This window comes from Ruegeria sp. (assembly GCF_040830605.1).
Lineage (GTDB): Bacteria > Pseudomonadota > Alphaproteobacteria > Rhodobacterales > Rhodobacteraceae > Ruegeria.
In genome coordinates this window covers 92,083-113,391 of sequence record NZ_JBFOMD010000008.1, presented here as the reverse complement: position 1 = coordinate 113,391, position 21,309 = coordinate 92,083, and the positions used below count along the sequence as shown (strand labels likewise).

Sequence of the window (21,309 nt, the reverse complement as noted above, 5' to 3'; positions counted from 1 at the left end):
TCCTGAGATCGAAACCGGGGCTCACCCCTGCAGCGATTTCACCTCGACATCCCCCTCGGCCTGCGCCTTGATCGCCAGCGCGGCGGCGTGGGATCCGGCGGCGGTGGTGAAATAGGGGATCTTGTCATAAAGCGCGATCGAGCGGATGGCCTTGCTATCCTCGACCGCCTGCGCGCCCTCGGTGGTGTTCATCAACAGTTGCACCTGCCCGTCCTTGAGCATGTCCACCACGTCCGGGCGGCCCTCATAGACCTTGTTGACCACGTCACAGGGCACCCCGTGCCCGCTCAGCCAGCTTTGCGTGCCGCGCGTAGCCACCAGCGTAAAGCCCTGTTCCACCAGCACTTTCGTGGCTTCCAGCATCAGCGCGCCCTTGTCTGCATCCTTGATCGAGATAAAGGCGTGACCGCCCGAAGGCAGTACCATACCCGCACCCATTTGCGCCTTGAGGAAAGCGCGGGGGAAATCGCGGTCCCATCCCATCACCTCGCCGGTCGAGCGCATTTCCGGACCCAGGATAGTATCGACGCCGGGGAAGCGAGCAAAGGGCATCACCGCCTCTTTGACCGAGAACCACGGCATGTCCGGATCGGCCAGCGTCATCTGATCGGCGATCTTGGTGTCCTTGCCTTCCTGATAGGGCGGGCGCATCGGGAAGTTTGACAGCGGCTCGCCTGCCATCACGCGCGCGGCAATCGAGGCGATCGCGCTGTCCGTCGCCTTTGCCACGAACGGCACTGTGCGCGAGGCGCGCGGGTTCACCTCGATCAGGTAAACCTCGTCATCCTTGATCGCGAACTGCACGTTCATCAGGCCCACGACATTCAGCGCTTTGGCCAATTTAAAGGCCTGATCCTCGATCTCGGCCAGAATCTCCTTGGACAGTGAATAGGGCGGCAGCGAACAGGCTGAGTCACCGGAATGCACGCCAGCCTCTTCGATATGCTGCATGATACCGGCGACATGCACGTCGGTGCCGTCACACAGCGCGTCCACATCCAGTTCCACCGCGCCGGCCAGATAGCTGTCGAGCAACACGGGGCTGTCGCCCGAGACCACCACCGCCTCGTTGATGTAGCGTCTCAGGTGATCCATATCCCGCACGATTTCCATCGCGCGGCCGCCCAGCACATAAGAGGGCCGGATCACCAGCGGAAAGCCGATATCCTCGGCGATTGCCAGCGCTTGTTCGTCGGTCGCGGCGATGCCGTTCTTGGGTTGTTTCAGGCCCAGCTCGTTCACCAGCGCCTGGAACCGCTCGCGGTCTTCGGCCAGGTCGATGGCGTCCGGCGTGGTGCCCAGGATCGGGATGCCCTCGGCCTCCAGCGCGTTGGCCAGCTTCAACGGGGTCTGGCCCCCAAACTGGACGATCACACCATGCAGCGTGCCGTTTTCCTGTTCCTTCGTCAGGATTTCCATGACGTGTTCGAAGGTCAGCGGTTCGAAATACAGACGGTCCGAGGTGTCGTAGTCGGTTGAAACCGTCTCCGGGTTGCAGTTGACCATGATGGTCTCATACCCCGCCTCGGTCAGCGCAAAACAGGCGTGGCAGCAGCAATAGTCGAACTCGATGCCCTGACCGATCCGGTTCGGGCCGCCGCCAAGGATGACAACTTTCTTTCGGTCGGACGGGCGCGCCTCGCATTCGACCTCGCCCATCATCGGGGCCTCGTAGGTCGAATACATATAGGGCGTTTGCGCCTCGAACTCGGCAGCGCAGGTGTCGATGCGCTTGAACACCGCCGTCACGCCCAGATTGTGGCGGGCGCGGCGCACGTTGGCCTCGTCGCGGCCGGTCAGCTTGCCCAGACGCGCATCGGTAAAGCCCAGCATCTTGAGTGCGCGCAGGCCCTCTTCGGTCACCGGCAGGCCGTCCTTGCGCAGGGCCCGCTCGGCCTCGACGATCTCGCGAATGCGGGCCAGGAACCACGGGTCGAACTTGGTGACGCCAAAGATGTCATCATCCGACAGCCCGTGGCGCATCGCCTGCGCGATGGTGCGCAGACGGTCGGGGGTCTGCTGGCTGATCGCCTTGATTACGGCCGCCTTGTCATCGGCCTCGTCCCAGACACTCACGTTCAGACCAGGGATCTCGACCTCATCAAAACCGGTCAAGCCCGATTCCATCGACGCCAGAGCCTTCTGCATCGATTCGTGGATGGTACGGCCGATGGACATGGCCTCGCCCACCGATTTCATCGCCGTGGTCAGGTGCGGTTCGGAGCCGGGGAATTTCTCGAAGGCGAATTTCGGGATCTTGGTGACGACGTAGTCGATGGTCGGCTCAAAGCTCGCCGGGGTCACCTTGGTGATGTCGTTGTCCAACTCGTCCAGCGTGTAACCCACGGCCAGCTTGGCCGCGATCTTGGCAATCGGGAATCCAGTTGCCTTGGACGCCAGCGCCGAGGATCGCGACACACGCGGGTTCATCTCGATCACGACCATCCGGCCATCATCGGGGTTGATCGCCCATTGCACGTTCGAGCCGCCGGTCTCCACCCCGATCTCGCGCAGAACGGCAATCGAGCCGTTGCGCATGATCTGGTATTCCTTGTCGGTCAGCGTCAGAGCAGGGGCCACAGTGATCGAGTCACCGGTATGCACGCCCATCGGATCGACGTTTTCGATGGAACAGACGATGATGGCGTTGTCGGCGGTGTCGCGGACCACCTCCATCTCGTATTCCTTCCAGCCCAGGAGGCTTTCATCGACGAGGATCTGGTTCACGGGCGAGGCATCCATGCCCGAGCGGCAATAATGGATGTAATCCTCACGGTTATAGGCCACACCGCCGCCAGTGCCGCCCAGGGTAAAGGCGGGGCGGATGATGGCGGGCAGGCCGATCTCCTCCAACTCGTCCAGCGCCATCTGCACGCCCGCGTCCAGATCGGTCGAGCCATCCTCGCGCTTGGGCGCGGTTACGATGGTTGCTTTGGGGTTCTCAAGACCCAGCCGGTCCATCGCCTCGCGGAATAGTTTGCGGTCTTCGGCCATTTCGATGGCATCGCGCTTGGCGCCGATCATCTCGACGCCGAACCTTTCCAGTACACCCATCTCTTCCAGCGCCAGTGAGGTGTTCAGGCCGGTCTGCCCGCCCATGGTCGGCAGCAGTGCATCGGGGCGTTCCTTCTCGATGATCTTGGCGACAACCTCGGGCGTGATCGGTTCGATATAGGTGGCGTCGGCCAAACCGGGGTCGGTCATGATCGTCGCCGGGTTCGAGTTCACCAGAATGACCCGGTACCCCTCTTCCCGCAGCGCCTTGCAGGCCTGAGCGCCGGAATAGTCGAACTCGCAAGCCTGCCCGATGACAATCGGCCCCGCTCCAATGATCATGATCGACTGGATGTCGGTTCTCTTCGGCATGGCCCAAATCCCTATGATGTCGCGAGTCGGGGGCGCCGACCGAGCGCCCAAATTGTCCTGCGTTATAGGGACCGCGCGAAAAGGTGCAAGAGGGATCGGAAACAGGTGCGAATTTGCCGCTTTCCCCCCTTTCGTTCGGGCCCGAAACCACTATATCGCTGCCTCACGGCAAATGAGGATGCAATTGCGTATTCGTTTCGATCAGGGACCGGCGGGGCCGGGGACGTGCTTCGACCGTCCCGGGCGTCTTGTCCGGGCCGATACGGCAACGGATGTGCCGGACGCGCTGGCGGCGCTGGATGCTGCGCGGGCCGGTGGCGCGTGGCTGGCCGGATATGCCAGTTACGAACTGGGCTATGCGCTGGAGCCGCGTTTGGCCGCCCGGATGCCCGCGAACCGCCGCCTGCCTCTGTTGTATTTCGGGGTCTATGATGCGCCCGCTACCCGCGCGCTGCCGCCCGAGGCCGGGGGCATCACCGGTTTCGCGCCGCGCTGGGACGCGCCGCGCTATTCCCGCGCCTTCGCCGCCGTGCATGACGCCATCGGGACAGGGGACATCTATCAGGCCAACCTGACCTTTCCCATTGATCTGGAGATCACAGGCGACGCCGCCGCTTTGTATGCAGCCCTCGCCGCGCGCCAGCCGGTGGGTCATGGCGCACTGGTGCAGCAACAGGGGCTGCCCGACCTGCTCAGCCGCTCGCCCGAGCTGTTCTTCCGCACCGACGCAGGGGGTATGATCGAAACCCGCCCGATGAAAGGCACCCAGCCGCGCAGCGACAACCCGTCCGAGGACGCCCGCCGCCGCGCCTTCCTGTCCCGCGACGAAAAGAACCGCGCCGAGAACCTGATGATCGTGGACCTGCTGCGCAACGACATCTCGCGCGTTGCCGTGCCGGGTTCGGTCAAGGTGCCCGAGCTTTTCAAGGTCGAAACCTACGCCACCGTGCACCAGATGGTCTCGCTGGTTCGGGCGCAGCTGCGCGCCGATGCGGGCCTGTCGGACATCCTGACTGCGCTCTTCCCGTGCGGCTCAATCACCGGCGCGCCCAAGATCCGCGCGATGGAGATCCTCAACGATCTCGAACCCTGGCCCCGCGACATCTATTGCGGCACCATCGGCTGGGCCGCGCCCGATGGCCGGTCGGAGTTCAACGTGGCGATCCGCACGCTGATGGCCGAAAGCGCCCGCGCCACGCTCAACGTGGGCGGCGGCGTGGTCTGGGACAGCACCGCCGCATCCGAATATGAGGAGGCGCTATGGAAAGCGCGCTTTGCCCGCCAGCTGAGCCTGGTTTCCGCCTGATCGAGACGCTGGGCTACCGCCCCGGGCAGGGCTTTGCCCGCCGCGACCGTCATCTCGCGCGCATGGCCCGATCCGCTACGGCGTTGGGCATTCTGTTCAATCCCGTCCGCGCAAAGGCCCAGCTGGAGGAAGCTGCCGGTGACACCGCCCTGCGCTGCCGTTTGACCCTGGACACCTCGGGCAGCTTCGACCTCACCACCGGCCCGCTCACCGAAACGCCGCCGCTCTGGCGCGTCGCTATCGCTGACACCCGACTGGCCTCGGACGACCCGTGGCGGCGCCACAAGACCACCCGCCGCGCGCTCTACGACACGGCCCGAGCCGACCTGCCCAACGGCATCGACGAGTTGCTGTTCCTCAACGAGCGCGGCGAACTGTGCGAGGGCACCATCACCAACCTCTTCATCGAAACCGACGAAGACCACCTGACCCCGCCGCTCAGTGCGGGCCTGCTGCCGGGCATCCTGCGCGACGAGCTTCTGGAGCAAAAACAGGTCGCCGAGGCCCCCCTTACCTTGACGGACCTCCACAAAGCGCGCTCTGTTCACGTAGGAAATTCGTTGCGTGGATTGATCAGGGCGGAGTTGGTGGCAGTTTGACCCAGGCACAGGCAATACCCGCCACACGACCCGCGCGCCTGCGGCTCAGAATCGAGTTCGCGCTGTTCTATATCGGCGCCCCGCTGCTGATCGCGGTCCTGTTCCCGCCCGACTGGATGTTCCCGGCGCTCTTTGCCTTCACCGGGCTGGGCATCGTCCTGCTGCACCTCACACGCGACTTCCGCTGGGCCGAACTGCGCCACGGCTGGCGCAACTGGTCCTGGGCCGAGGTGCTGGGGTTCTCCGCTGCAATGACCGCGCTCTGCACCGCAGTGATCTACGCCACGAAACCGCAGGCCGCGTTTTTCCTCCTGCAGCACCGCCCCGAGCTGCTGGCCTTCATCTGGCTCGGCTACCCGCTCGCCTCGGCGCTGCCGCAGGAGCTGCTGTTCCGCCCGCTCTTCTATCGCCGCTATGGCGCGATCCTCCCACAAGGCCGCGCGGCGGACCTGCTGAACGCCGCCCTCTTTTCCTTCGCGCATCTGATGTATTGGAGCTGGATCGTCGCCGCCATGACACTGGCCGGGGGCTTGCTGTTCTCATGGGCCTACCGCTGGCGCGGCTCGTTCTTCTACGCCGTCTTACTGCACGCGATCGCCGGAAATATCCTGTTTGCGGTGGGCCTGGGTGTCTATTTCTACTCGGGCAACGTGCAAAGGCCGTTTTGACGCCCGGCTTCCCTTGACTTCCCGTGCACATCGCGGTGTATCGGCGCGACGAATTCTCCGCCCGAAGGGATATGACCGATGCACGCCTATCGCAGCCACACCTGCGCTGATCTGACCGCCGCCAATGTTGGCGAAACCGTTCGCCTGTCCGGCTGGGTCCACCGGGTGCGAGATCACGGCGGCGTCCTGTTCATCGACCTGCGCGACCATTTCGGCATCACCCAGGTGCTGTGCGACGGCGACAGCGCCGCGTTCGCCGAGCTGGAAAAGGTCCGGTCCGAGTGGTGCATCCGCATCGACGGCACCGTCAAGGCGCGCGCCGCCGATCTGGTCAACCCCAAGCTGCCCACCGGCGAGATCGAGGTCTATGTGCGCGAGCTTGAGGTGCTGGGCTCAGCCGCCGAACTGCCGCTGATGGTATTTGGCGAGCAGGAATACCCCGAGGAAACCCGCCTGCGCTATCGCTACCTCGACCTGCGCCGCGAGGCGATGCAGCGCAATATGACCCTGCGCTCGGACGTGGTGGCCTCGATGCGCAAACGCATGTGGGACCGGAATTTCCGCGAATACCAGACCCCGATCATCACCGCGTCCAGCCCCGAAGGCGCGCGCGACTTCCTGGTGCCCTCGCGCCTACATCCGGGCAAGTTCTACGCGCTGCCGCAGGCGCCGCAGCAGTTCAAGCAGCTGATCATGGTCTCGGGCTTCGACCGCTATTTCCAGATAGCGCCCTGTTTCCGGGATGAGGACCCGCGCGCCGACCGCTCGCCCACCGATTTCTATCAGCTCGACATGGAGATGTCCTTTGTCGAGCAGCAGGACGTGTTCGACACCATCGCGCCGGTGCTGGCGGAGGTCTTCGAGGAATTTGGTGAGGGCCGCAAGGTGGACGCGCCGCAGGACTGGCCGCAGATCTCCTACCGGGACGCCGCGCTCTGGTACGGCACCGACAAGCCCGACCTGCGCAACCCGATCAAGATGCAGGATTGTTCCGAGCACTTCCGGTGTTCGGGCTTCGCCATCTTCGCCAAGCTGCTGGAACAGGAAGGCACCGAAATCCGCGCCATTCCCGCGCCCACCGGCGGCTCGCGCAAGTTTTGCGACCGCATGAACGCCTTTGCCCAGAAAGAGGGTCTGCCCGGCATGGGCTACATCTTCTGGCGCGATCAGGGCAACGGAATGGAGGCTGCCGGGCCGCTGGCCAAGAACATCGGGCCCGAGCGCACCGAGGCGATCCGTCAGCAGCTTGGGCTGGGTGTGGGCGACGCCGCATTCTTCCTCGGTGGGAAACCGAAAACCTTCGAAAAGGTGGCCGGCAAGGCCCGCGACGTGATCGGTGAAGAGTTGAACCTGACCGAGAAAGACCGTTTCGCCTTTGCCTGGATCGTCGATTTTCCGATCTACGAGCAGGACGAGGAAACCGGCAAGATCGACTTTGAACACAACCCGTTCTCGATGCCGCAGGGCGGTATGGCGGCGCTCGAGGGCAATCCGCTGGACGTGTTGGGCTACCAGTACGACCTGGCCTGCAACGGCTACGAAATCCTCTCGGGCGCGATCCGGAACCATAAGCCCGAGATCATGTTCAAGGCCTTCGAGATCGCCGGCTACGGCAAGGATGAGGTCGAAAAGCGCTTCGGCGGCATGGTCAACGCCTTCCAATACGGCGCCCCGCCGCATGGCGGCTGCGCGGCTGGTATCGACCGCATCGTGATGCTGCTGGCCGACACGGTAAACATCCGCGAGGTCATCATGTTCCCGATGACCCAACGCGCCGAGGACCTGATGATGGCTGCGCCCTCCGATCCAACCTCGGACCAGTTGATGGAGCTCGGCCTGCGCGTGATCCCGCAGGATCAATAAGCCAAATCTAACCCTTCAAACCGGCGTCCCCTCGGGGCGCCGGTTTTCTTTTGCGCGTGATCGTTTCGCACGCACGCCGGATCGCAACTCAATGCGCAATCAAAAACCCAACGCCGGGCAAGTGCCACTGGCTTCGGGACACCGGTTCAATGAAACGCGAGCGGCTATTCGCCACGCTCCTTTTGCTCAGAATGCGGTGCATCCGATGGGCCTTTATGGCTCCCTCCCAAGAACCAAGTCCCGCGCAATCGGGTTCCTCCAGGTGGCCCGACTGCGGCGGATCGCCCGCGCAGACACCTTCGCCTGAAGATAAAGCGCGATCCCCAATACGGCCACGACCGCCCAGACGCCTTCACTCATCTCAGATCGCCTTGCGCCGTTCCAACCGGTCCTGCACCAGCCCGGCCACCCGGGCCGCATCGGCTGCGACCGGCGTGCCGCGCGCGCGCGCCTGGGCCAGACCTGCCGCCGCAGCCGCCAGCGTGTGATCGTCGGCGGCCCGGGCCACGCCGCCCAGAAATTGGGCGACATAATCCAGTGCCTTTTCGTCGTCCTGATCGCTCAGCACATCGGCCACATGCGCCATGTCGTCCTGATAGGCGAGCGGATCGGGGCGCACGATCTCATCCTGCAAGACACGCGGCCCGCAGGGGCGCCGGTCCGCGGGGAGGAGCGATAGGATGGTCTCCTGAAACGTGGCCAGCGAGGTCACAGGCTTTTCCAAAAACCCATCCGCCCCGGCCTCGATCGCCGCCTCCTGCGCGCAATCATCACCCGAGGTGCCAAGGATGACACCGATGCGCGGGTTGGCGCCTGCAATCTCTTCGATCAGATCGGCACCCGAGCCGTCCGGCAGGCCCATATCCACCACGATCGCCGACGGGCGGTAGAGCTGCAGGTGACGGCGCGCCGATTTCAGGCAGTCCGCCCGCCTGATCCGCGCCCCGCTGCGCAGGCACAAAAGCCGCATCGCTTCGCAGGCGTATCGGCTGTCCTCAACCACCAGTATGGTCAGGCCCAGCAGCGGCCGGGTCGAGCTGGGCAGGCGATGAGGGGCAGCAAACGGGTCCGAATCATCCATGGCGGGGCTCCTTTCAGCAGACCCCATGACGCTAGGAAAATCTGGCTAACAGCCGGTTAATGGGCGCTTTGGCGCACTTGCCCTTTGCCCGGACAGCCCCCATAACCCGGTCCAGCCCGAGGAAAGAGGAGACCCAAATGATCGGCCGCCTGAACCATGTCGCCATCGCCGTTCCGGATCTGGATGCGGCGTCCGAGCAATATCGCAGCGCGCTGGGCGCCAAGGTCGGCGCGCCGCAGGACGAGCCCGATCACGGCGTCACCGTGGTGTTCATCGAACTGCCCAATACCAAGATCGAACTGCTCTACCCGCTGGGCGAGGACAGCCCCATTAAAGGCTTCCTCGACAAGAACCCGTCGGGTGGCATCCACCATGTGTGCTATGAGGTCGAGGATATCATCGCCGCCCGCGACCACCTCAAGGACACCGGCGCCCGCGTGCTGGGTTCGGGCGAGCCCAAGATCGGCGCCCATGGCAAGCCGGTGCTGTTTCTGCACCCCAAGGATTTCAACGGCTGCCTGGTCGAACTCGAGCAGGTCTGACCGCCTGACCAACAGGAGACGCGCCCATGTCGATCACCGCAGCACTCGTTCTCTTTGCCGTCATCTGGTTCATGACCTTCCTTGTGGTCCTGCCGATCCGGGTCAAGACACAAGGTGATCTGGGTGAGATCGTGCCGGGCACCCATGCGGGCGCGCCGGAAGAACATCACCTGAAGAAAAAGGCGTGGATCACTACCGGTGTGTCGGTGGTGCTGTGGTGCATCATCGCAGGGATCATCCTGTCCGGGGTGATCTCGGTGAGCGATTTCGACTGGACGGGTCAGTTGAAACCGGCAGAGTAACCTCCGCAGCTCAGCGCGCAGGGCGGCGGCTGGTTTCGGCCACCCCATGGTAGATATGGGTAAAGGTCGCCGCGCCCAGAATCGGGATCAGCAGGTTGACCAGCGGCACCGACAGCGGGATCGCCATCAGCGTTCCGGCCAGCCAGATGGTCGGCATGTGCTGCGCCCGCAGCTTTTGCGCGCCCTCGCGTCCCAGACGCCGCATGGCGGCCAAAGTGAAGTATTCCCGTCCCAACAGGAACCCGTTCATGCCCCAGAAGATGAACGGCGCCAGCGGCGTGAAAAGCGCATAGAGCACCAGCGCCAGAACGTTGGCCAGCACCAGAACGCCCAGAAAATTCACCGTGTCCCGCATCGCCTCGGCAAAGGGCACGCGCGGCGCCTTGGGCAGGTGCGGGTAATGCCGGTCTTCGACCGCCTGCGCCACGTCATCGAGAAACAGCGAGGTGATGGCCGAGGCCACCGGCACCATCAGAAACACCGACAGCACCATCATGAACAACAGGGACGACACGCTCAGCAGATCGTTGAGCCACGTAACCTCGCCCAGAACCGGCAGCGTCGCCTCGGGGCCCACCAGCGCGTTGATCAGCCACAGGAATCCCGCATAAGCGCCGACCAGCAGCGCGAAGGTCAGCCCGATCCCCAACAGCAGCACCTTGCGGAACCGGGGATCGCCGATCTGGCCCAGCGCCAGAAAAAATGAGTTGATAACGGTCATTCCGACACCCATTGCGTGATGGCGCCCAGATCGGGGCGGGGGCGTTCGGGCGGGGCCGCGCCCTCGGTGGCGATATGGATCAGCCCGGCCACCCGTTCGTTTTCCGCCAATCCCAGCGCCTGCGCGCAGAAGGTGCGATCATGGATGGCCCAGCCGGACAGCCAGTTCGCGCCCCATCCCGCCGCCAACGCGGCGTTCAGCAGCGCCAGACAGACGGCGCCCGCCGAATAGGTCTGCTCGATTGCCGGAACCTTTTCTGAGGGGCGCTGCACCTCGATCACCGCCACCGCCAACTGCCCCTGATCGAACTGGCCGCGCCCTTTGGCGATATCCTCGGGGCTCTTGCCCAGTGCCTCGCCGCACTCCTCGGTCAGAGCCGCCAGCCGGGGCATCGCGCCTTTTTCCAGCACGATGAAGCGCCACGGTTCCAGCTTGCCGTGATCGGGGCTGCGCGCGGCGGCGGTCAGCAGAGGCATCAACTGGTCCCGTGTCGGTGCAGGGGCCACCAGCGTTTTGGCAGGGCGCGAGCGGCGGGCCAGCAGAAATTCCAAAGCGGCGGGGTTTTCGAGCGACATATGTGAAGCCTTTTTACATAAGCCCCCTGTATCTCGGTCAGGCAGGCGCGCGTTTCAAGGGTAAAAGGGAATGGCGTGCTGTATTTTGGCGAATGTCGCTGGCGATCCGGCAGCAAGAATGCCTGCGCATGAGAAAAGACTCCATAGCGGATTTGACCCCGCGCGCGGCTCATGTACACCTGCAGAACATCCAACCAGTACGATCCCGCCCATGGCCAGACCCAAGATCAAAAACCTCCCCGATCTCAGCCACCTGGCCGAACCGGGCCGTGAAATCCGCGTCCGCGTCGCGCCTAAGGCTGCGCGTGACAGCATGACGGCGGACGAGGGCGGCCTGCGCATCACCGTCACGGCCCCACCAGAGAACGGCAAGGCCAATGCCGCCACCCGCGCCCTGCTGGCCGCGGCCATGGGGGTGGCCCCGTCACATCTGACCCTGAAACGCGGGCAGACCGCGCGGGACAAGACTTTTGTCTACGATCCCTGATCGGGAGGGGTTTCGCGGATCTGATACACGCCTTCGGGCAGATCCAGCGCCGCCGCAAGGTCGCGCAACTGCTCGGGCGACAGGGTGATCTTCTGCACCTGATCCGTGCGCGGGTCCAGCTGCTCCAGCGTCACGCATTCCGCGAAACTGTTGATGACCACATCCTCGTTCAGGGGCGCCTCGCCCTCATCCACCAGAGTAATGATGGTCGCGTCGAATTCATGCTCGATACTAAACATGGCGCCAGACTGCCTGCCGTCCGCCGCCGATGCAAGCCGATGGCGGCAAGAGGGGGTGGAAGACCGCCCTGACGCCGGTTAGAGTTTCTTCCCGTTGCCCCGTGAACCGAAAGGCCCCCGATGCGCCGGTTAGTCCTGTTGCTGATTTTCGCCCTGGCGGCATGCGATATCGCACCGCCCGCGCCCCCCGTCAGTGCCACGCGGCCCGGCCCGCCGCCGCTCAGCCCGCAGACGGCGGCCGCCAACTTCGATGCGGTGGCCAAGGCGGTGGGGCCGCAGGCACGCAGGGAATGCAGAAACCGCACCTCCGGAATGAACTGCGACTTTCGCATCCTGGTCGATCCCAACACCCGCGCGCCGGTCAACGCCTATCAGACCGTGGACAAGCAGGGCCGTCCGCTCATCATCTTTACCCTGTCCATGATCGCCACCGCCCGCAACGCGGATGAGCTGGCCTTTGTGATGAGCCACGAGGCCGCGCACCACATCCGATCCCACCTGCAGCGCCAGTCGCAGAACGCTGCCGCCGGCGCCATCATCTTCGGCCAGCTGGCCGGGCTGACCGGGGGCGGGTCCGCCGCTGTCGAGGCCGCCCAGCAGCTTGGCGCCACCGTCGGTGCCCGCAGCTATTCCAAGGAATTCGAGCTTGAGGCCGACCAGCTCGGTACCGTGATCACCCATAACGCAGGTTACAATCCGCTGATCGGTGTGAAGTTTTTCGACCGCATTCCCGATCCCGGCGACCGGTTCCTGGGCACCCACCCGCCCAACGCGCAGCGGGTGCAGATCGTGCGGCAGACCGCGCGGCAACTGGGCGTCACACAATGAGCCAGCTCACCCGGCTGGGCGTGATCCTGACTGACCGCGGCTCGAAATACGCGGTCACCGGTGCCCCCGCCGCCAGCCGGGCCGAGGTCGATGCAGTGCTGGCCGAGCTCAAGGCCGACCGCGCCTATGCCAAGGCCACCCACAACACCTGGGCCGCGATGCTGCCCACCGGCGCGCTCAAGGCTGATGACGGCGAAAGCGGCGCGGGCATGGTAATCCTGCGCATGATCGAGCGGGCGGGGCTGCAAAACCACGTTATCATCGTCACCCGCTGGTATGGCGGCAAGAAACTGGGCGGCGACCGGTTCCGCCGGGTGCAGGACGCCACGCGCGCCTATCTCGACCACCTCGGCCTTTTGACCTGAGTCAAGGCCCCGCGCACCCCGCCTGGACTACCCTCTGTTCCATAGCGCGACAGAGAAGGACCCCACCAAATGCCCGACCGCGATACGCTCCGACGCCACGCCGACCTTGTCGACCGCATGGCCTCGGCCCAAGACATCGACCTGCAAGAGGCCGCCATCCATGGCGATCTGACCACGGATGAGATCTCGGATGCGGTGCTGCGCTGTACCGACTGCCCGAACCCGGGCCACTGCGCGCAGTTCCTCGCCCGCGCGGCCAAACCCGGTAATACCCCGGAATATTGCCGCAATCAGGAGCTGTTCGCCCGCCTGACCCCTTGAAACTCCGGAAAACGCCCATGCCCCGCCTCGGACAGATCATGACCCATCTCCGCCTCGTGCTGCGGATGGGGCGTGCGACCGGGGCGGATATCGTCGAGGCGCATCGCGAGGGGCGGCTGAGCCAAGAGGACTGGGCCGACATGGTGCAGACCTGTCGGGGATGCGAATGGGCGCCGGACTGTCCGGAATGGCTGGACGAGAACGAATGCGTCCACGAGGCCCCCGAAACCTGCCCCAACCGCGCCCGACTGGCCGCATTGCGAGACCAAACTCAAAAGGACGACTGATGCCGCAGATCCCGCTTGGTGAAATCGAGAGGCATTTCTGGCTCACCCGCTCGGTCGCACGCTGCATGGATGTATCGCTGACCGAGGCAATGGCCGAGGGGCGGTTGACCGAGCATGACTACGCCCAACTCATCACCCGCTGCCGCGCCGCGCAGTGCCACGGCCAGTGCGAACACTGGCTGGCCGCACAACAGGCCCGGGCCGACACCGCGCCCGCCTTCTGTGCCAATGCCGAGGCGCTCAACCGGCTGAAATGATCCCTTACGGCATTTTGCGAAAAACTTGAAACACCCAGCATCGCTTAGCGCGTTGAAATCTAGGATTTCAGGCAGCGTTAAGTGATTCAGGTATTTCGCAAAAGTGCTCTAGATCTTGGAATGCGTGCCGTCACATAGCGGCTGTTTCGACGAGTGCTTGCAGCCGCAGAAAAACACCTTCTTGTCCGCCTCCGCCGTGTATTTCACCGGCTCGAACCCGGTCCCCTTGTGCGATCCGTCGCAGAACGGCTGTTTGCCGGACTTGCCGCAGGCGCACCAGAAATAGGTCTTGCCCTCGGTCACCTCGACCGGAAACGGCGCTTTCTGCGCGATATTGGGCGCGTCGGACATGTGGCTCTCCCTCGTTTGGCTGATGTCTGGTGCCGAGGATAGCGCGAGGGGCGTGAATTGGTAGGGCAGGGATCACCCCGCCGCTTGCATCCCCTGACGCCCCGCGCCAGAGTGGCCGCCGGAGGGATCATGCGGACGTTCTTTAAACGCCTGAAAGACAGGACAATCTGGAGCTGGGCGGGCCTTACGGCCACCTGGCGCGAAGAGTACTCCTTTCGCAGCTGGGTCTGGGCCAACCTGATCTCCGCCGCTCTGGCCTTATGGCTGCCGCTCACCACCGCCGAGCGCGCCCTGATCCTCGCCCTGGGCGTTCTGGTCCTGGCCGCCGAGCTGTTCAACACCGCCATCGAGCGGGCGGTGGACCACACTTCGACCGACCATCACGAACTGGCTCGCCAAGCCAAGGACGCCGCCAGCGCCGCCGTGGCGCTGACCGCGATTGCGGCGGGCGTGGTTTGGATGGTTGTTCTGGTGGGGCTGATCTGAGCAATCGCGCACCGTCAGCCCGAGCGGCAAAACCACTGAAGCGACCCCAATAGGACCCCGTGCCATGTGCCCGACGGAACCCCGGGGCGCGACGGCGGATCACATCTTTTTGACTGGAAGATCCGGAACTGCCCGGCTTAGCGCGCGATGCTGCGCTTTCAAGCCGCGTTTTCGAGCGAAAGCCCCTGAACCGGCTCACAACCCCGTGCGTACCGACCGTGATGCAAGTTGAGCATTGCAACAGAGGAAGACCGACATGTTCCGCAAGACCGTATTCGCTTCTACCGCCCTCGTTCTGATGTCCGGCACAGCCTTCGCCGATGGCCACGCAAAGGATATCGTCGACACGGCGGTCGAGGCGGGCTCGTTCAGCACCCTCGTCGCCGCCGTCCAGGCTGCAGATCTCGTCGACACGCTGAAAGGCGAAGGTCCGTTCACAGTCTTTGCCCCCACCGACGACGCCTTTGCGGCGCTGCCCGAGGGGACCGTCGAGGATTTGCTGAAACCCGAGAACAAGGATCAATTGGTGGCGATCCTGACCTACCATGTGGTTCCGGGCAAGGTCATGTCCGGCGATCTGAGCGATGACATGACCGCCGCGACCGTTCAGGGCGGTACCGTGACCATCGACCTCGACAACGGAGTCATGGTCAACGACGCAACCGTCGTCACCGCCGATGTAGAGGCCGAAAACGGCGTCATTCACGTGATCGACAAGGTGATCCTGCCGGAAAGCTAAACCAGCCAGCGGCCCCTGTGACGGGGGCCGCCCTCCGTCCTGGGGATGCACCCCAGACGACGTTCGCTAGCATTATTCAAGACGGTGATTGCTGACGGTTCGTTTGAGTGGCGCTGCGGGTGGGGCTAGCTTGACGTACCAGCCTAGCTTGATCGAAGCGAAGACGTTCGGCGCATGCAAACTTCTACTTCACAGAAAAAAGTTGTTCGCCATCGTCACCAATTTCGGTTGGATTTGTACACCTACTATTGCGTTGACCACATCGTTTTGAATATCGCTCTGCTCTGCAGCTAGATAGGTGTCGTATTCAACTGAGAGTTTTGATACCTGACTGTCGTCCTCCATCAAGACATAGTGCGGTTCCCCCGATTGATCATTGCGATGCTCACTAAGTAGTTCAGAGCGTTGTTGCGGCATACGCAATCCGTCCAACATAGTTTTCATTCGATTGTCGATATCTCCCTTAGCGAGCAGATGAGGACTGTTGGGAGAGACTAGAAGCAATACACTTATTTCGCATGCTAGATGCATCTCCCGAGTTGCTAGCGGAACAAAGTGGATGTGCCCAACCTTATAGAACTCGGCAAACTGCTCTGACAAAAGCAAGCGCTCTGGGTCTTTTCCTTTCTCGGGACCCAGTAAACGATGAGTTTTTAGACTGTTAAGGTGCTGATGTGCTTCCCAGAATCTTTTCAGCTGAGGGTGGAACGCTTCTCGCAGCGCCCAGACATCTTCTTTCTTTCGACTATTACCCTTGAGTGCACCCCGATATGTGAGCCTGAGCCTCAAGATGCACTTCCCCACAAATCGTATTCCCCGGCCTCGTCCACCTCAACGGTCACAATATCCCCCGGCTGCAACCCCTCGAACCCTTCATCAATGAACAGGTTCCCGTCGATCTCCGGCGCGTCGGCCTTGGTGCGGCAGGTGGCGGCCTCGTCGTCCACCTCGTCCACGATCACCTCGATGGTCTGACCCACCTTGGCCGCCAGCTTGGCCTCGGAGATCGCCTGCGCCTTCTCCATGAACCGCTCCCAGCGCTCCTGCTTGACCTCGGCAGGCACATGATCGGGCAGGTCGTTCGACCGCGCGCCGTCCACGTTTTCGTATTGAAAACACCCTACTCGGTCCAGCTGCGCCTCGTCCATCCAGTCCAGTAGCGTCTGGAACTCGGCCTCGGTCTCGCCCGGGTAGCCGACGATGAAGGTCGAGCGCAGGGTGATGTCGGGGCAGACCGCGCGCCACGCAGCGATCTCGTCCAGCGTTTTCGCCGCCGCCGCAGGCCGCGCCATGCGTTTCAGTACATCCGGATGGGCGTGCTGGAACGGGATATCCAGATAGGGCAGCACGTTGCAGCCCGCATCCGCCATCAGCGGGATTAGCTCGCGCACATGGGGGTAGGGGTAGACATAGTGCAGCCGCACCCAGGCATCGAACTGCCCCAGTTCGCGCGCCAGATCGGTGATGTGGCTGCGCACCTCGCGGTCCTTCCACGGGTTCACATCGTATTTGCGGTCGAGCCCATAGGCCGAGGTGTCTTGGCTGATGATCAGCAACTCGCGCACGCCGTTCTCGACCAGCTTTTCCGCCTCGCGCAGCACCGCATGGGCGGGGCGGCTTGCCAGACGCCCACGCATGTCGGGGATGATGCAGAACCTGCACTTGTGGTTACAGCCCTCGGAGATCTTGAGATAGCTGTAATGGCGCGGGGTCAGCTTGACGCCACTGGCGGGCAGCAGGTCCACGAACGGGTCCGGGTCGGGCGGCACCGCATTATGCACCGCGTCCAGCACCTGTTCGTATTGATGCGGGCCGGTCACGGCCAGAATGCGCGGATGATGCTCACGGATATACTCCGGCTCGGCCCCCAGACAGCCCGTCACGATGACCTTGCCGTTTTCCACCAACGCCTCGCCAATGGCCTCAAGCGATTCCGCCTTGGCGCTGTCGAGAAAACCGCAGGTGTTCACGATCACGGCATCGGCGCCGGAATAGTCGGGCGAAATGCCGTACCCTTCGGCCCGCAGCCGGGTCAGGATACGCTCGCTGTCCACCAGCGCCTTTGGACAGCCAAGCGACACCATGCCGATGGTCGGCTGGCCCGCACGGGGGGCATCGGCAATCCGGGCGGCGGGCGCCAGGTCGGGGCGGAGGTCGGGCGGGTTCATGCTCATGGCCGCGCATATAGTGGGGAACACTTCCCCTTGCAAATGTTGCCGACGCAGGGCTGGGTTGCCATATGAGAAGAAGAACCCGAAACAGGGCCGAAAACAGGGAAGGAGCAGGACAATGCGCTGGCTGATACGGATCGTATTCATTCTGGTGGCGGTGGCGGTGCTGGTCGTCGGAGGCCTCCTGCTGCTGCCCGGTGACAAGATCGCGCGGCTGGCCGCCGATCAGGTGCGGGCGCAGACGGGGCGCGAACTGACCTTTGACGGCGATGTGCGCCTGACCTTCTGGCCGGTTTTGGGGGTCGAGACCGGCCCGGTCACGCTGGACAATGCCGAATGGGCCGGGGAGGCGCCGATGCTGAAGGCCAAGGCGCTCTCCATCGGGGTCACCGCCGCCTCGCTGTTCTCCGGCTCTGCCGAGATCCAACGTATCGTGGCGCAGGACCCTGTGCTGCGGCTGGAAGTGTCGCAGGGCCGGGCGAACTGGGATTTCGGCGCGCCGCCACAAGAGCAGGCAGCGGCGCCCGCCTCCTCGACTGGTTCGCCTGCTGCGGGCCGCGCGCCCGCCGTCTCTTTGGAGCGGCTGGAGTTCAACAATGCCCGCCTGATTTATGTCGAGGATGGCGAGACCTCACTGGATTTCGGGCCGGTGGACCTGACCGCAAGCTGGCCATCGCCGGATGCGCCGCTGGACGTGAACGCCCGACTGGCCCCGGGGGGCGAGGCGCTGGACGTAACCCTGCGCCTGCCGGATCTGCCGGGTTTTGCCAGCGGTGCCGTGACCGGGATGGAGCTGGACATGAATACCGCCGGGGGCGACATTCGCTTTGATGGGCAGGTGAACATTTCGGGCGAGTTCTCGGGGGCTGCACGCGTTTCGGCCAAGAACACCTCACGCATGCTGGCCGCGCTTGGCCAATCCGGCATAACCCTGCCCAAGGGGCTGGGGCAGGCCGCCGATCTCTCGATGCTAGTCACCTACACCAGGGACGGGCGCGTGGCGCTGCGCGATGTGGCGGCACAGCTCGACAGCAACCGGTTCGAAGGCGAGGCCGATGTGGCCATCGCCGCCACGCCTCAGGTGACGGCACGGTTTAGCACGGGCGATTTGGATCTGACCGGGCTGGGTGGCGGCAGCGGCAGCGAGAGCGCCAGTTCCAGCGGCGGTAACGCGCAGGCGGGCTGGTCAAAGGATCGCATCGATGCCTCGGCGCTGGCGCTGGCCAACGGCTCGATCAGGCTTTCGGCCAAGTCGGTGCGGGTTCCGGGGCTGACCCTCGGGCAAAGTCAGATGACGCTCGCCCTGGACCGGTCGCGTGCGGTGCTGAAAATGCACCCGGTGTCGCTGTTCTCGGGCGCGCTGACCGGGCAGGTCGTGGCCAACAACCGCAACGGGCTGTCGGTGGGCGGTAACCTGCAGGCCAACGGTATCGAGATGCAGGAGGCGTTGTCGGCGCTCGGCGGGATCGAGCGTCTGTCGGGCAAGGCTTCGGGTACGCTGGAGTTTCTGGGCGTGGGCGAGACCGAGGACCAGATCATGCGCTCGCTCTCGGGGCAGGGGCGCGTAGAGATGGGGCGCGGGGTGATCTCGGGGATCGATCTGGACAACCTGATGGGCTCGGGCAAGGGTGCGGGCGGGACTACCGTGTTCAATAGCCTGACCGCGAGCTACAAGATGAACAAGGGCAACCTGTTCAACAGCGACCTACTGATGCAGCTCGACAATTTCCGCGCCGATGGCGAGGGGCGCATCGGGCTGGGCGCGCGCGATATCGACTATCTGTTCACGCCGGTTGCGCTACGCGCCAATTCTGGGCAGGGGCTCGAAGTGCCAGTGCGGATCGTGGGCCCCTGGGCGGACCCGTCGATCCGGCCCGATCTGAGCAAGGCGCTCAAGGCCGCAGCCGGGGTCAAGAAGGAAGAGGTCGAGCAGCAGGCTAAGGAGAAGTTGCGCCGAAAGCTGAGTGAAGAGCTGGACACCACCGTCACCGAGGATCAGGACGTGGAAGAGCTGATCAAGGACAAGCTCGAAAACGAGGCCAAGAAGGGGCTTTTGAAGCTGTTCGGATCGGACTGACGCGCGTCAGGGGGGCTCTGCCCCCGTCGCGCTGCGCGCGCCTCCCCCGGGATATTTTTAAACAGAAGAAGGACTGCATGCGTCAATTTCTTCAGTTCAAAAATATCCCGGAGCGCGAGGCAGAGCCTTGCAAAAAAAGGGGGCGCGAACCTGCCTAGAGGCTCGCGTCAGATGGTCTGGTCGTAGTCGCCGACGGCGGGCTCGGTCCGGATCACCGCATCGATATCGTTGAAGATCGCGCGCATTTCGGCCTCGCTTTCGCTGCTTTCGCAGACCACGACCAGATTGGGCGTGTTCGATGAGGCGCGCACCAAGCCCCAACTGCCATTGTCCAGAATCACCCGGGCGCCGTTGACGGTCACGACCTCCTTGATCGCGCGCCCGGCTATGGGTTCGCCCGCGTCATGCTTGGCAACCAGCTTGTCCACTAGACGGGTCAGAATGTCGTATTTCTCGGTATCGGCGGCAAAGGGCGACATGGTTGGGGTCGACCAAGTCATGGGCAGCGCCTTGCGCAGGTCCGACATGCTCTGATCCGGGTTGCGGTCCATCAGCTTGCAGATCTCGACCGCCACCCGCATGCCACAGTCGTAGCCGCGCCCGATGGGCTCGGCCAGAAAGTAATGGCCCGATTTCTCGAACCCCGCCAGCGCGCCGGTTTCCTTGACGCGCCGCTTCATGTGGCTGTGCCCGGTCTTCCAGTAATCGGCCTGCACGCCGTGTTTCTGCAGCTCGGGGTCAGAGGCAAACAGGCCGGTCGATTTCACATCCGCCACGAAGGTCGCGCCGGGGTGCAGCTTGGCCAGATCGCGGGCCATGATCACGCCTACCTTGTCGGCGAATATCTCCTCGCCCTCGTCATCGACCACACCGCAGCGGTCGCCATCACCGTCAAAGCCCAGCGCCAGATCGGCGCCGGTGGCCTTCACCGTGGCGGCCATGTCATGCAGCATCTCCATGGCCTCGGGGTTGGGGTTGTAGTTGGGAAAGGTGTAATCCAGCTCAATATGGCTGGGCACCAGTTCCACCCCTATCCGTTCGAAAATCTCGGGCGCAAAGGCCGAGGCGGTGCCATTGCCGGTGGCGCAGACCACCTTCAGCGGACGGGACATGCGGAAATCGCCGACCAGATCGTCGATATAAGCCTCTTTCACGCCGTCCACGAACTCATAAGATCCACCCGGGCGCGCCACGCCCTCGCCGTTCAGCACGATATCGCGCAGCTCGGCCATCTCGTCGGGGCCGTGGGTGAGGGGGCGGTCAAAGCCCATCTTCACCCCGGTCCAGCCGTTGGGGTTGTGCGAGGCCGTCACCATCGCCACCGCAGGCACATCCAGATGAAACTGTGCGAAATAGGCCATTGGGCTGAGCGCCGGGCCGATATCCTTGACCTGAATACCCGCCTGCATCAGGCCCAGGATCAGCGCGTTCTTGATGCTCAGCGAATAGTCGCGATAGTCGTTACCCACCGCGATCACCGGCGCGATCCCGCGCTTGTGCATCTGGGTGCCGAGGCCGAGGCCCAGGGCGGTCATGCCCGGCAGATTGATCTCTTCGGGATATTTCCAGCGCGCGTCATATTCGCGAAAGCCCGTGGGCCTGATCATCGCGTCGCGCAGAAAGCTCCAGGTGTTCGGCGTCACCTCGGCAATGGGTCTGGTCATGGAAAATCTCTTGG

The 21,309-nt window shown here is 63.7% G+C and carries 24 protein-coding genes; 15 read left to right on the top strand and 9 right to left on the bottom strand.

Features of this window, described 5'->3' with window-relative positions:
• Positions 1–21: 21 nt before the first annotated feature.
• Positions 22–3,366, bottom strand: coding sequence for a carbamoyl-phosphate synthase large subunit (carB, locus tag AB3N21_RS11945; protein ID WP_367935436.1), 3,345 nt, complete (start codon positions 3,364–3,366; stop codon positions 22–24).
• Positions 3,367–3,544: 178 nt separating this feature from the next.
• On the opposite strand from carB, the gene AB3N21_RS11940 reads away from it, so the two are divergent.
• From AB3N21_RS11940 to aspS, 4 genes are all read left to right on the top strand, one after another.
• Positions 3,545–4,672, top strand: a complete 1,128-nt coding sequence (locus AB3N21_RS11940) for an aminodeoxychorismate synthase component I (RefSeq protein ID WP_367935774.1) — start codon at positions 3,545–3,547, stop codon at positions 4,670–4,672.
• Positions 4,627–5,271 carry an aminotransferase class IV family protein gene (locus AB3N21_RS11935; RefSeq protein ID WP_367935435.1) on the top strand — a complete coding sequence of 215 codons (645 nt, stop codon included), beginning with the start codon at positions 4,627–4,629 and terminating at the stop codon, positions 5,269–5,271. Before AB3N21_RS11940 ends, AB3N21_RS11935 begins: the two co-directional genes overlap by 46 nt.
• On the top strand, positions 5,268–5,939 hold the full coding sequence (locus tag AB3N21_RS11930; protein WP_367935434.1) for a CPBP family intramembrane glutamic endopeptidase: 672 nt from the start codon (positions 5,268–5,270) through the stop codon (positions 5,937–5,939). The genes AB3N21_RS11935 and AB3N21_RS11930 overlap by 4 nt, the downstream gene beginning before the upstream one ends.
• Before the next feature lie 78 nt (positions 5,940–6,017).
• Positions 6,018–7,802 (top strand): aspartate--tRNA ligase, encoded by a 1,785-nt coding sequence (gene aspS / locus AB3N21_RS11925; protein WP_367935433.1) that lies wholly within the window; start codon positions 6,018–6,020, stop codon positions 7,800–7,802.
• A 361-nt stretch (positions 7,803–8,163) separates the two neighbouring features.
• On the opposite strand, the gene AB3N21_RS11920 is transcribed toward aspS, so the two are convergent.
• The gene (locus tag AB3N21_RS11920; RefSeq protein WP_367935432.1) at positions 8,164–8,883 is read right to left on the bottom strand and encodes a response regulator; all 720 of its coding nucleotides are present in this window, start codon (positions 8,881–8,883) and stop codon (positions 8,164–8,166) included.
• A 137-nt stretch (positions 8,884–9,020) separates the two neighbouring features.
• Between AB3N21_RS11920 and mce the strand changes: the two genes are divergently transcribed.
• Both mce and AB3N21_RS11910 read left to right on the top strand, forming a co-directional pair.
• Positions 9,021–9,425: a methylmalonyl-CoA epimerase gene (gene mce, locus AB3N21_RS11915; protein WP_367935431.1), complete on the top strand. Its 405-nt coding sequence runs from the start codon at positions 9,021–9,023 to the stop codon at positions 9,423–9,425.
• Positions 9,426–9,451: 26 nt separating this feature from the next.
• On the top strand, positions 9,452–9,727 hold the full coding sequence (locus AB3N21_RS11910; RefSeq protein ID WP_367935430.1) for a DUF1467 family protein: 276 nt from the start codon (positions 9,452–9,454) through the stop codon (positions 9,725–9,727).
• A 10-nt stretch (positions 9,728–9,737) separates the two neighbouring features.
• On the opposite strand, the gene AB3N21_RS11905 is transcribed toward AB3N21_RS11910, so the two are convergent.
• Both AB3N21_RS11905 and AB3N21_RS11900 read right to left on the bottom strand, forming a co-directional pair.
• Entirely contained in the window at positions 9,738–10,448 is a 711-nt protein-coding gene (locus AB3N21_RS11905; RefSeq protein ID WP_171176170.1) for an EI24 domain-containing protein, read from the bottom strand.
• Positions 10,445–11,023 (bottom strand): nitroreductase family protein, encoded by a 579-nt coding sequence (locus AB3N21_RS11900; RefSeq protein ID WP_367935429.1) that lies wholly within the window; start codon positions 11,021–11,023, stop codon positions 10,445–10,447. Before AB3N21_RS11900 ends, AB3N21_RS11905 begins: the two co-directional genes overlap by 4 nt.
• Positions 11,024–11,234: 211 nt before the next feature.
• On the opposite strand from AB3N21_RS11900, the gene AB3N21_RS11895 reads away from it, so the two are divergent.
• On the top strand, positions 11,235–11,510 hold the full coding sequence (locus AB3N21_RS11895; protein WP_367935428.1) for a DUF167 domain-containing protein: 276 nt from the start codon (positions 11,235–11,237) through the stop codon (positions 11,508–11,510).
• Here AB3N21_RS11895 and AB3N21_RS11890 read toward each other — a convergent pair.
• Entirely contained in the window at positions 11,498–11,749 is a 252-nt protein-coding gene (locus AB3N21_RS11890; protein WP_171176175.1) for a hypothetical protein, read from the bottom strand. The two genes, AB3N21_RS11895 and AB3N21_RS11890, sit on opposite strands and share 13 nt — an antisense overlap.
• A 120-nt stretch (positions 11,750–11,869) precedes the next feature.
• Between AB3N21_RS11890 and AB3N21_RS11885 the strand changes: the two genes are divergently transcribed.
• The 5 genes from AB3N21_RS11885 to AB3N21_RS11865 all read left to right on the top strand — a co-directional run bounded on the left by AB3N21_RS11885 (position 11,870) and on the right by AB3N21_RS11865 (position 13,807).
• Positions 11,870–12,577: a M48 family metalloprotease gene (locus AB3N21_RS11885; RefSeq protein ID WP_367935427.1), complete on the top strand. Its 708-nt coding sequence runs from the start codon at positions 11,870–11,872 to the stop codon at positions 12,575–12,577.
• Positions 12,574–12,942, top strand: coding sequence for a YigZ family protein (locus AB3N21_RS11880; RefSeq protein WP_367935426.1), 369 nt, complete (start codon positions 12,574–12,576; stop codon positions 12,940–12,942). The genes AB3N21_RS11885 and AB3N21_RS11880 overlap by 4 nt, the downstream gene beginning before the upstream one ends.
• A 69-nt stretch (positions 12,943–13,011) precedes the next feature.
• Positions 13,012–13,263, top strand: coding sequence for a DUF6455 family protein (locus tag AB3N21_RS11875; protein WP_367935425.1), 252 nt, complete (start codon positions 13,012–13,014; stop codon positions 13,261–13,263).
• A 17-nt stretch (positions 13,264–13,280) separates the two neighbouring features.
• Positions 13,281–13,550, top strand: coding sequence for a DUF6455 family protein (locus tag AB3N21_RS11870; RefSeq protein WP_367935424.1), 270 nt, complete (start codon positions 13,281–13,283; stop codon positions 13,548–13,550).
• The gene (locus tag AB3N21_RS11865; RefSeq protein ID WP_171176185.1) at positions 13,550–13,807 is read left to right on the top strand and encodes a DUF6455 family protein; all 258 of its coding nucleotides are present in this window, start codon (positions 13,550–13,552) and stop codon (positions 13,805–13,807) included. The genes AB3N21_RS11870 and AB3N21_RS11865 overlap by 1 nt, the downstream gene beginning before the upstream one ends.
• Positions 13,808–13,915: 108 nt before the next feature.
• On the opposite strand, the gene AB3N21_RS11860 is transcribed toward AB3N21_RS11865, so the two are convergent.
• Positions 13,916–14,158, bottom strand: coding sequence for a CDGSH iron-sulfur domain-containing protein (locus tag AB3N21_RS11860; RefSeq protein WP_367935423.1), 243 nt, complete (start codon positions 14,156–14,158; stop codon positions 13,916–13,918).
• Between the two features lie 129 nt (positions 14,159–14,287).
• On the opposite strand from AB3N21_RS11860, the gene AB3N21_RS11855 reads away from it, so the two are divergent.
• Together AB3N21_RS11855 and AB3N21_RS11850 are read left to right on the top strand one after the other, a co-directional pair.
• Entirely contained in the window at positions 14,288–14,644 is a 357-nt protein-coding gene (locus tag AB3N21_RS11855) for a diacylglycerol kinase (protein WP_367935422.1), read from the top strand.
• Positions 14,645–14,900: 256 nt separating this feature from the next.
• Positions 14,901–15,383, top strand: a complete 483-nt coding sequence (locus tag AB3N21_RS11850) for a fasciclin domain-containing protein (RefSeq protein ID WP_171176190.1) — start codon at positions 14,901–14,903, stop codon at positions 15,381–15,383.
• 189 nt (positions 15,384–15,572) lie between these two features.
• On the opposite strand, the gene AB3N21_RS11845 is transcribed toward AB3N21_RS11850, so the two are convergent.
• Both AB3N21_RS11845 and rimO read right to left on the bottom strand, forming a co-directional pair.
• Positions 15,573–16,172, bottom strand: a complete 600-nt coding sequence (locus AB3N21_RS11845; RefSeq protein ID WP_367935421.1) for a hypothetical protein — start codon at positions 16,170–16,172, stop codon at positions 15,573–15,575.
• On the bottom strand, positions 16,169–17,557 hold the full coding sequence (gene rimO / locus AB3N21_RS11840; RefSeq protein ID WP_367935420.1) for a 30S ribosomal protein S12 methylthiotransferase RimO: 1,389 nt from the start codon (positions 17,555–17,557) through the stop codon (positions 16,169–16,171). The genes AB3N21_RS11845 and rimO overlap by 4 nt, the downstream gene beginning before the upstream one ends.
• A gap of 115 nt (positions 17,558–17,672) precedes the next feature.
• Between rimO and AB3N21_RS11835 the strand changes: the two genes are divergently transcribed.
• The gene (locus tag AB3N21_RS11835) at positions 17,673–19,631 is read left to right on the top strand and encodes an AsmA family protein (protein WP_367935419.1); all 1,959 of its coding nucleotides are present in this window, start codon (positions 17,673–17,675) and stop codon (positions 19,629–19,631) included.
• 167 nt (positions 19,632–19,798) lie between these two features.
• Here the strand turns inward: AB3N21_RS11835 and AB3N21_RS11830 are convergent, their stop codons facing one another.
• Entirely contained in the window at positions 19,799–21,295 is a 1,497-nt protein-coding gene (locus AB3N21_RS11830; RefSeq protein WP_367935418.1) for a phosphomannomutase/phosphoglucomutase, read from the bottom strand.
• Positions 21,296–21,309: the final 14 nt, after the last annotated feature.

Excerpts from the sequence above, each read along its gene's own strand:
- AB3N21_RS11880 (WP_367935426.1), top strand. The coding sequence starts at position 12,574 with ATGAGCCAGCTCACCCGGCTGGGCGTGATCCTGACTGACCGCGGCTCG.
- carB (WP_367935436.1), bottom strand. The coding sequence starts at position 3,366 with ATGCCGAAGAGAACCGACATCCAGTCGATCATGATCATTGGAGCGGGG.
- aspS (WP_367935433.1), top strand. The coding sequence starts at position 6,018 with ATGCACGCCTATCGCAGCCACACCTGCGCTGATCTGACCGCCGCCAAT.
- AB3N21_RS11870 (WP_367935424.1), top strand. The coding sequence starts at position 13,281 with ATGCCCCGCCTCGGACAGATCATGACCCATCTCCGCCTCGTGCTGCGG.
- AB3N21_RS11865 (WP_171176185.1), top strand. The coding sequence starts at position 13,550 with ATGCCGCAGATCCCGCTTGGTGAAATCGAGAGGCATTTCTGGCTCACC.
- AB3N21_RS11900 (WP_367935429.1), bottom strand. The coding sequence starts at position 11,023 with ATGTCGCTCGAAAACCCCGCCGCTTTGGAATTTCTGCTGGCCCGCCGC.
- AB3N21_RS11890 (WP_171176175.1), bottom strand. The coding sequence starts at position 11,749 with ATGTTTAGTATCGAGCATGAATTCGACGCGACCATCATTACTCTGGTG.
- AB3N21_RS11885 (WP_367935427.1), top strand. The coding sequence starts at position 11,870 with ATGCGCCGGTTAGTCCTGTTGCTGATTTTCGCCCTGGCGGCATGCGAT.
- AB3N21_RS11905 (WP_171176170.1), bottom strand. The coding sequence starts at position 10,448 with ATGACCGTTATCAACTCATTTTTTCTGGCGCTGGGCCAGATCGGCGAT.
- AB3N21_RS11920 (WP_367935432.1), bottom strand. The coding sequence starts at position 8,883 with ATGGATGATTCGGACCCGTTTGCTGCCCCTCATCGCCTGCCCAGCTCG.
- AB3N21_RS11850 (WP_171176190.1), top strand. The coding sequence starts at position 14,901 with ATGTTCCGCAAGACCGTATTCGCTTCTACCGCCCTCGTTCTGATGTCC.
- AB3N21_RS11860 (WP_367935423.1), bottom strand. The coding sequence starts at position 14,158 with ATGTCCGACGCGCCCAATATCGCGCAGAAAGCGCCGTTTCCGGTCGAG.
- mce (WP_367935431.1), top strand. The coding sequence starts at position 9,021 with ATGATCGGCCGCCTGAACCATGTCGCCATCGCCGTTCCGGATCTGGAT.
- rimO (WP_367935420.1), bottom strand. The coding sequence starts at position 17,557 with ATGAGCATGAACCCGCCCGACCTCCGCCCCGACCTGGCGCCCGCCGCC.
- AB3N21_RS11910 (WP_367935430.1), top strand. The coding sequence starts at position 9,452 with ATGTCGATCACCGCAGCACTCGTTCTCTTTGCCGTCATCTGGTTCATG.
- AB3N21_RS11895 (WP_367935428.1), top strand. The coding sequence starts at position 11,235 with ATGGCCAGACCCAAGATCAAAAACCTCCCCGATCTCAGCCACCTGGCC.
- AB3N21_RS11835 (WP_367935419.1), top strand. The coding sequence starts at position 17,673 with ATGCGCTGGCTGATACGGATCGTATTCATTCTGGTGGCGGTGGCGGTG.
- AB3N21_RS11830 (WP_367935418.1), bottom strand. The coding sequence starts at position 21,295 with ATGACCAGACCCATTGCCGAGGTGACGCCGAACACCTGGAGCTTTCTG.
- AB3N21_RS11940 (WP_367935774.1), top strand. The coding sequence starts at position 3,545 with ATGCAATTGCGTATTCGTTTCGATCAGGGACCGGCGGGGCCGGGGACG.
- AB3N21_RS11875 (WP_367935425.1), top strand. The coding sequence starts at position 13,012 with ATGCCCGACCGCGATACGCTCCGACGCCACGCCGACCTTGTCGACCGC.
- AB3N21_RS11935 (WP_367935435.1), top strand. The coding sequence starts at position 4,627 with ATGGAAAGCGCGCTTTGCCCGCCAGCTGAGCCTGGTTTCCGCCTGATC.
- AB3N21_RS11855 (WP_367935422.1), top strand. The coding sequence starts at position 14,288 with ATGCGGACGTTCTTTAAACGCCTGAAAGACAGGACAATCTGGAGCTGG.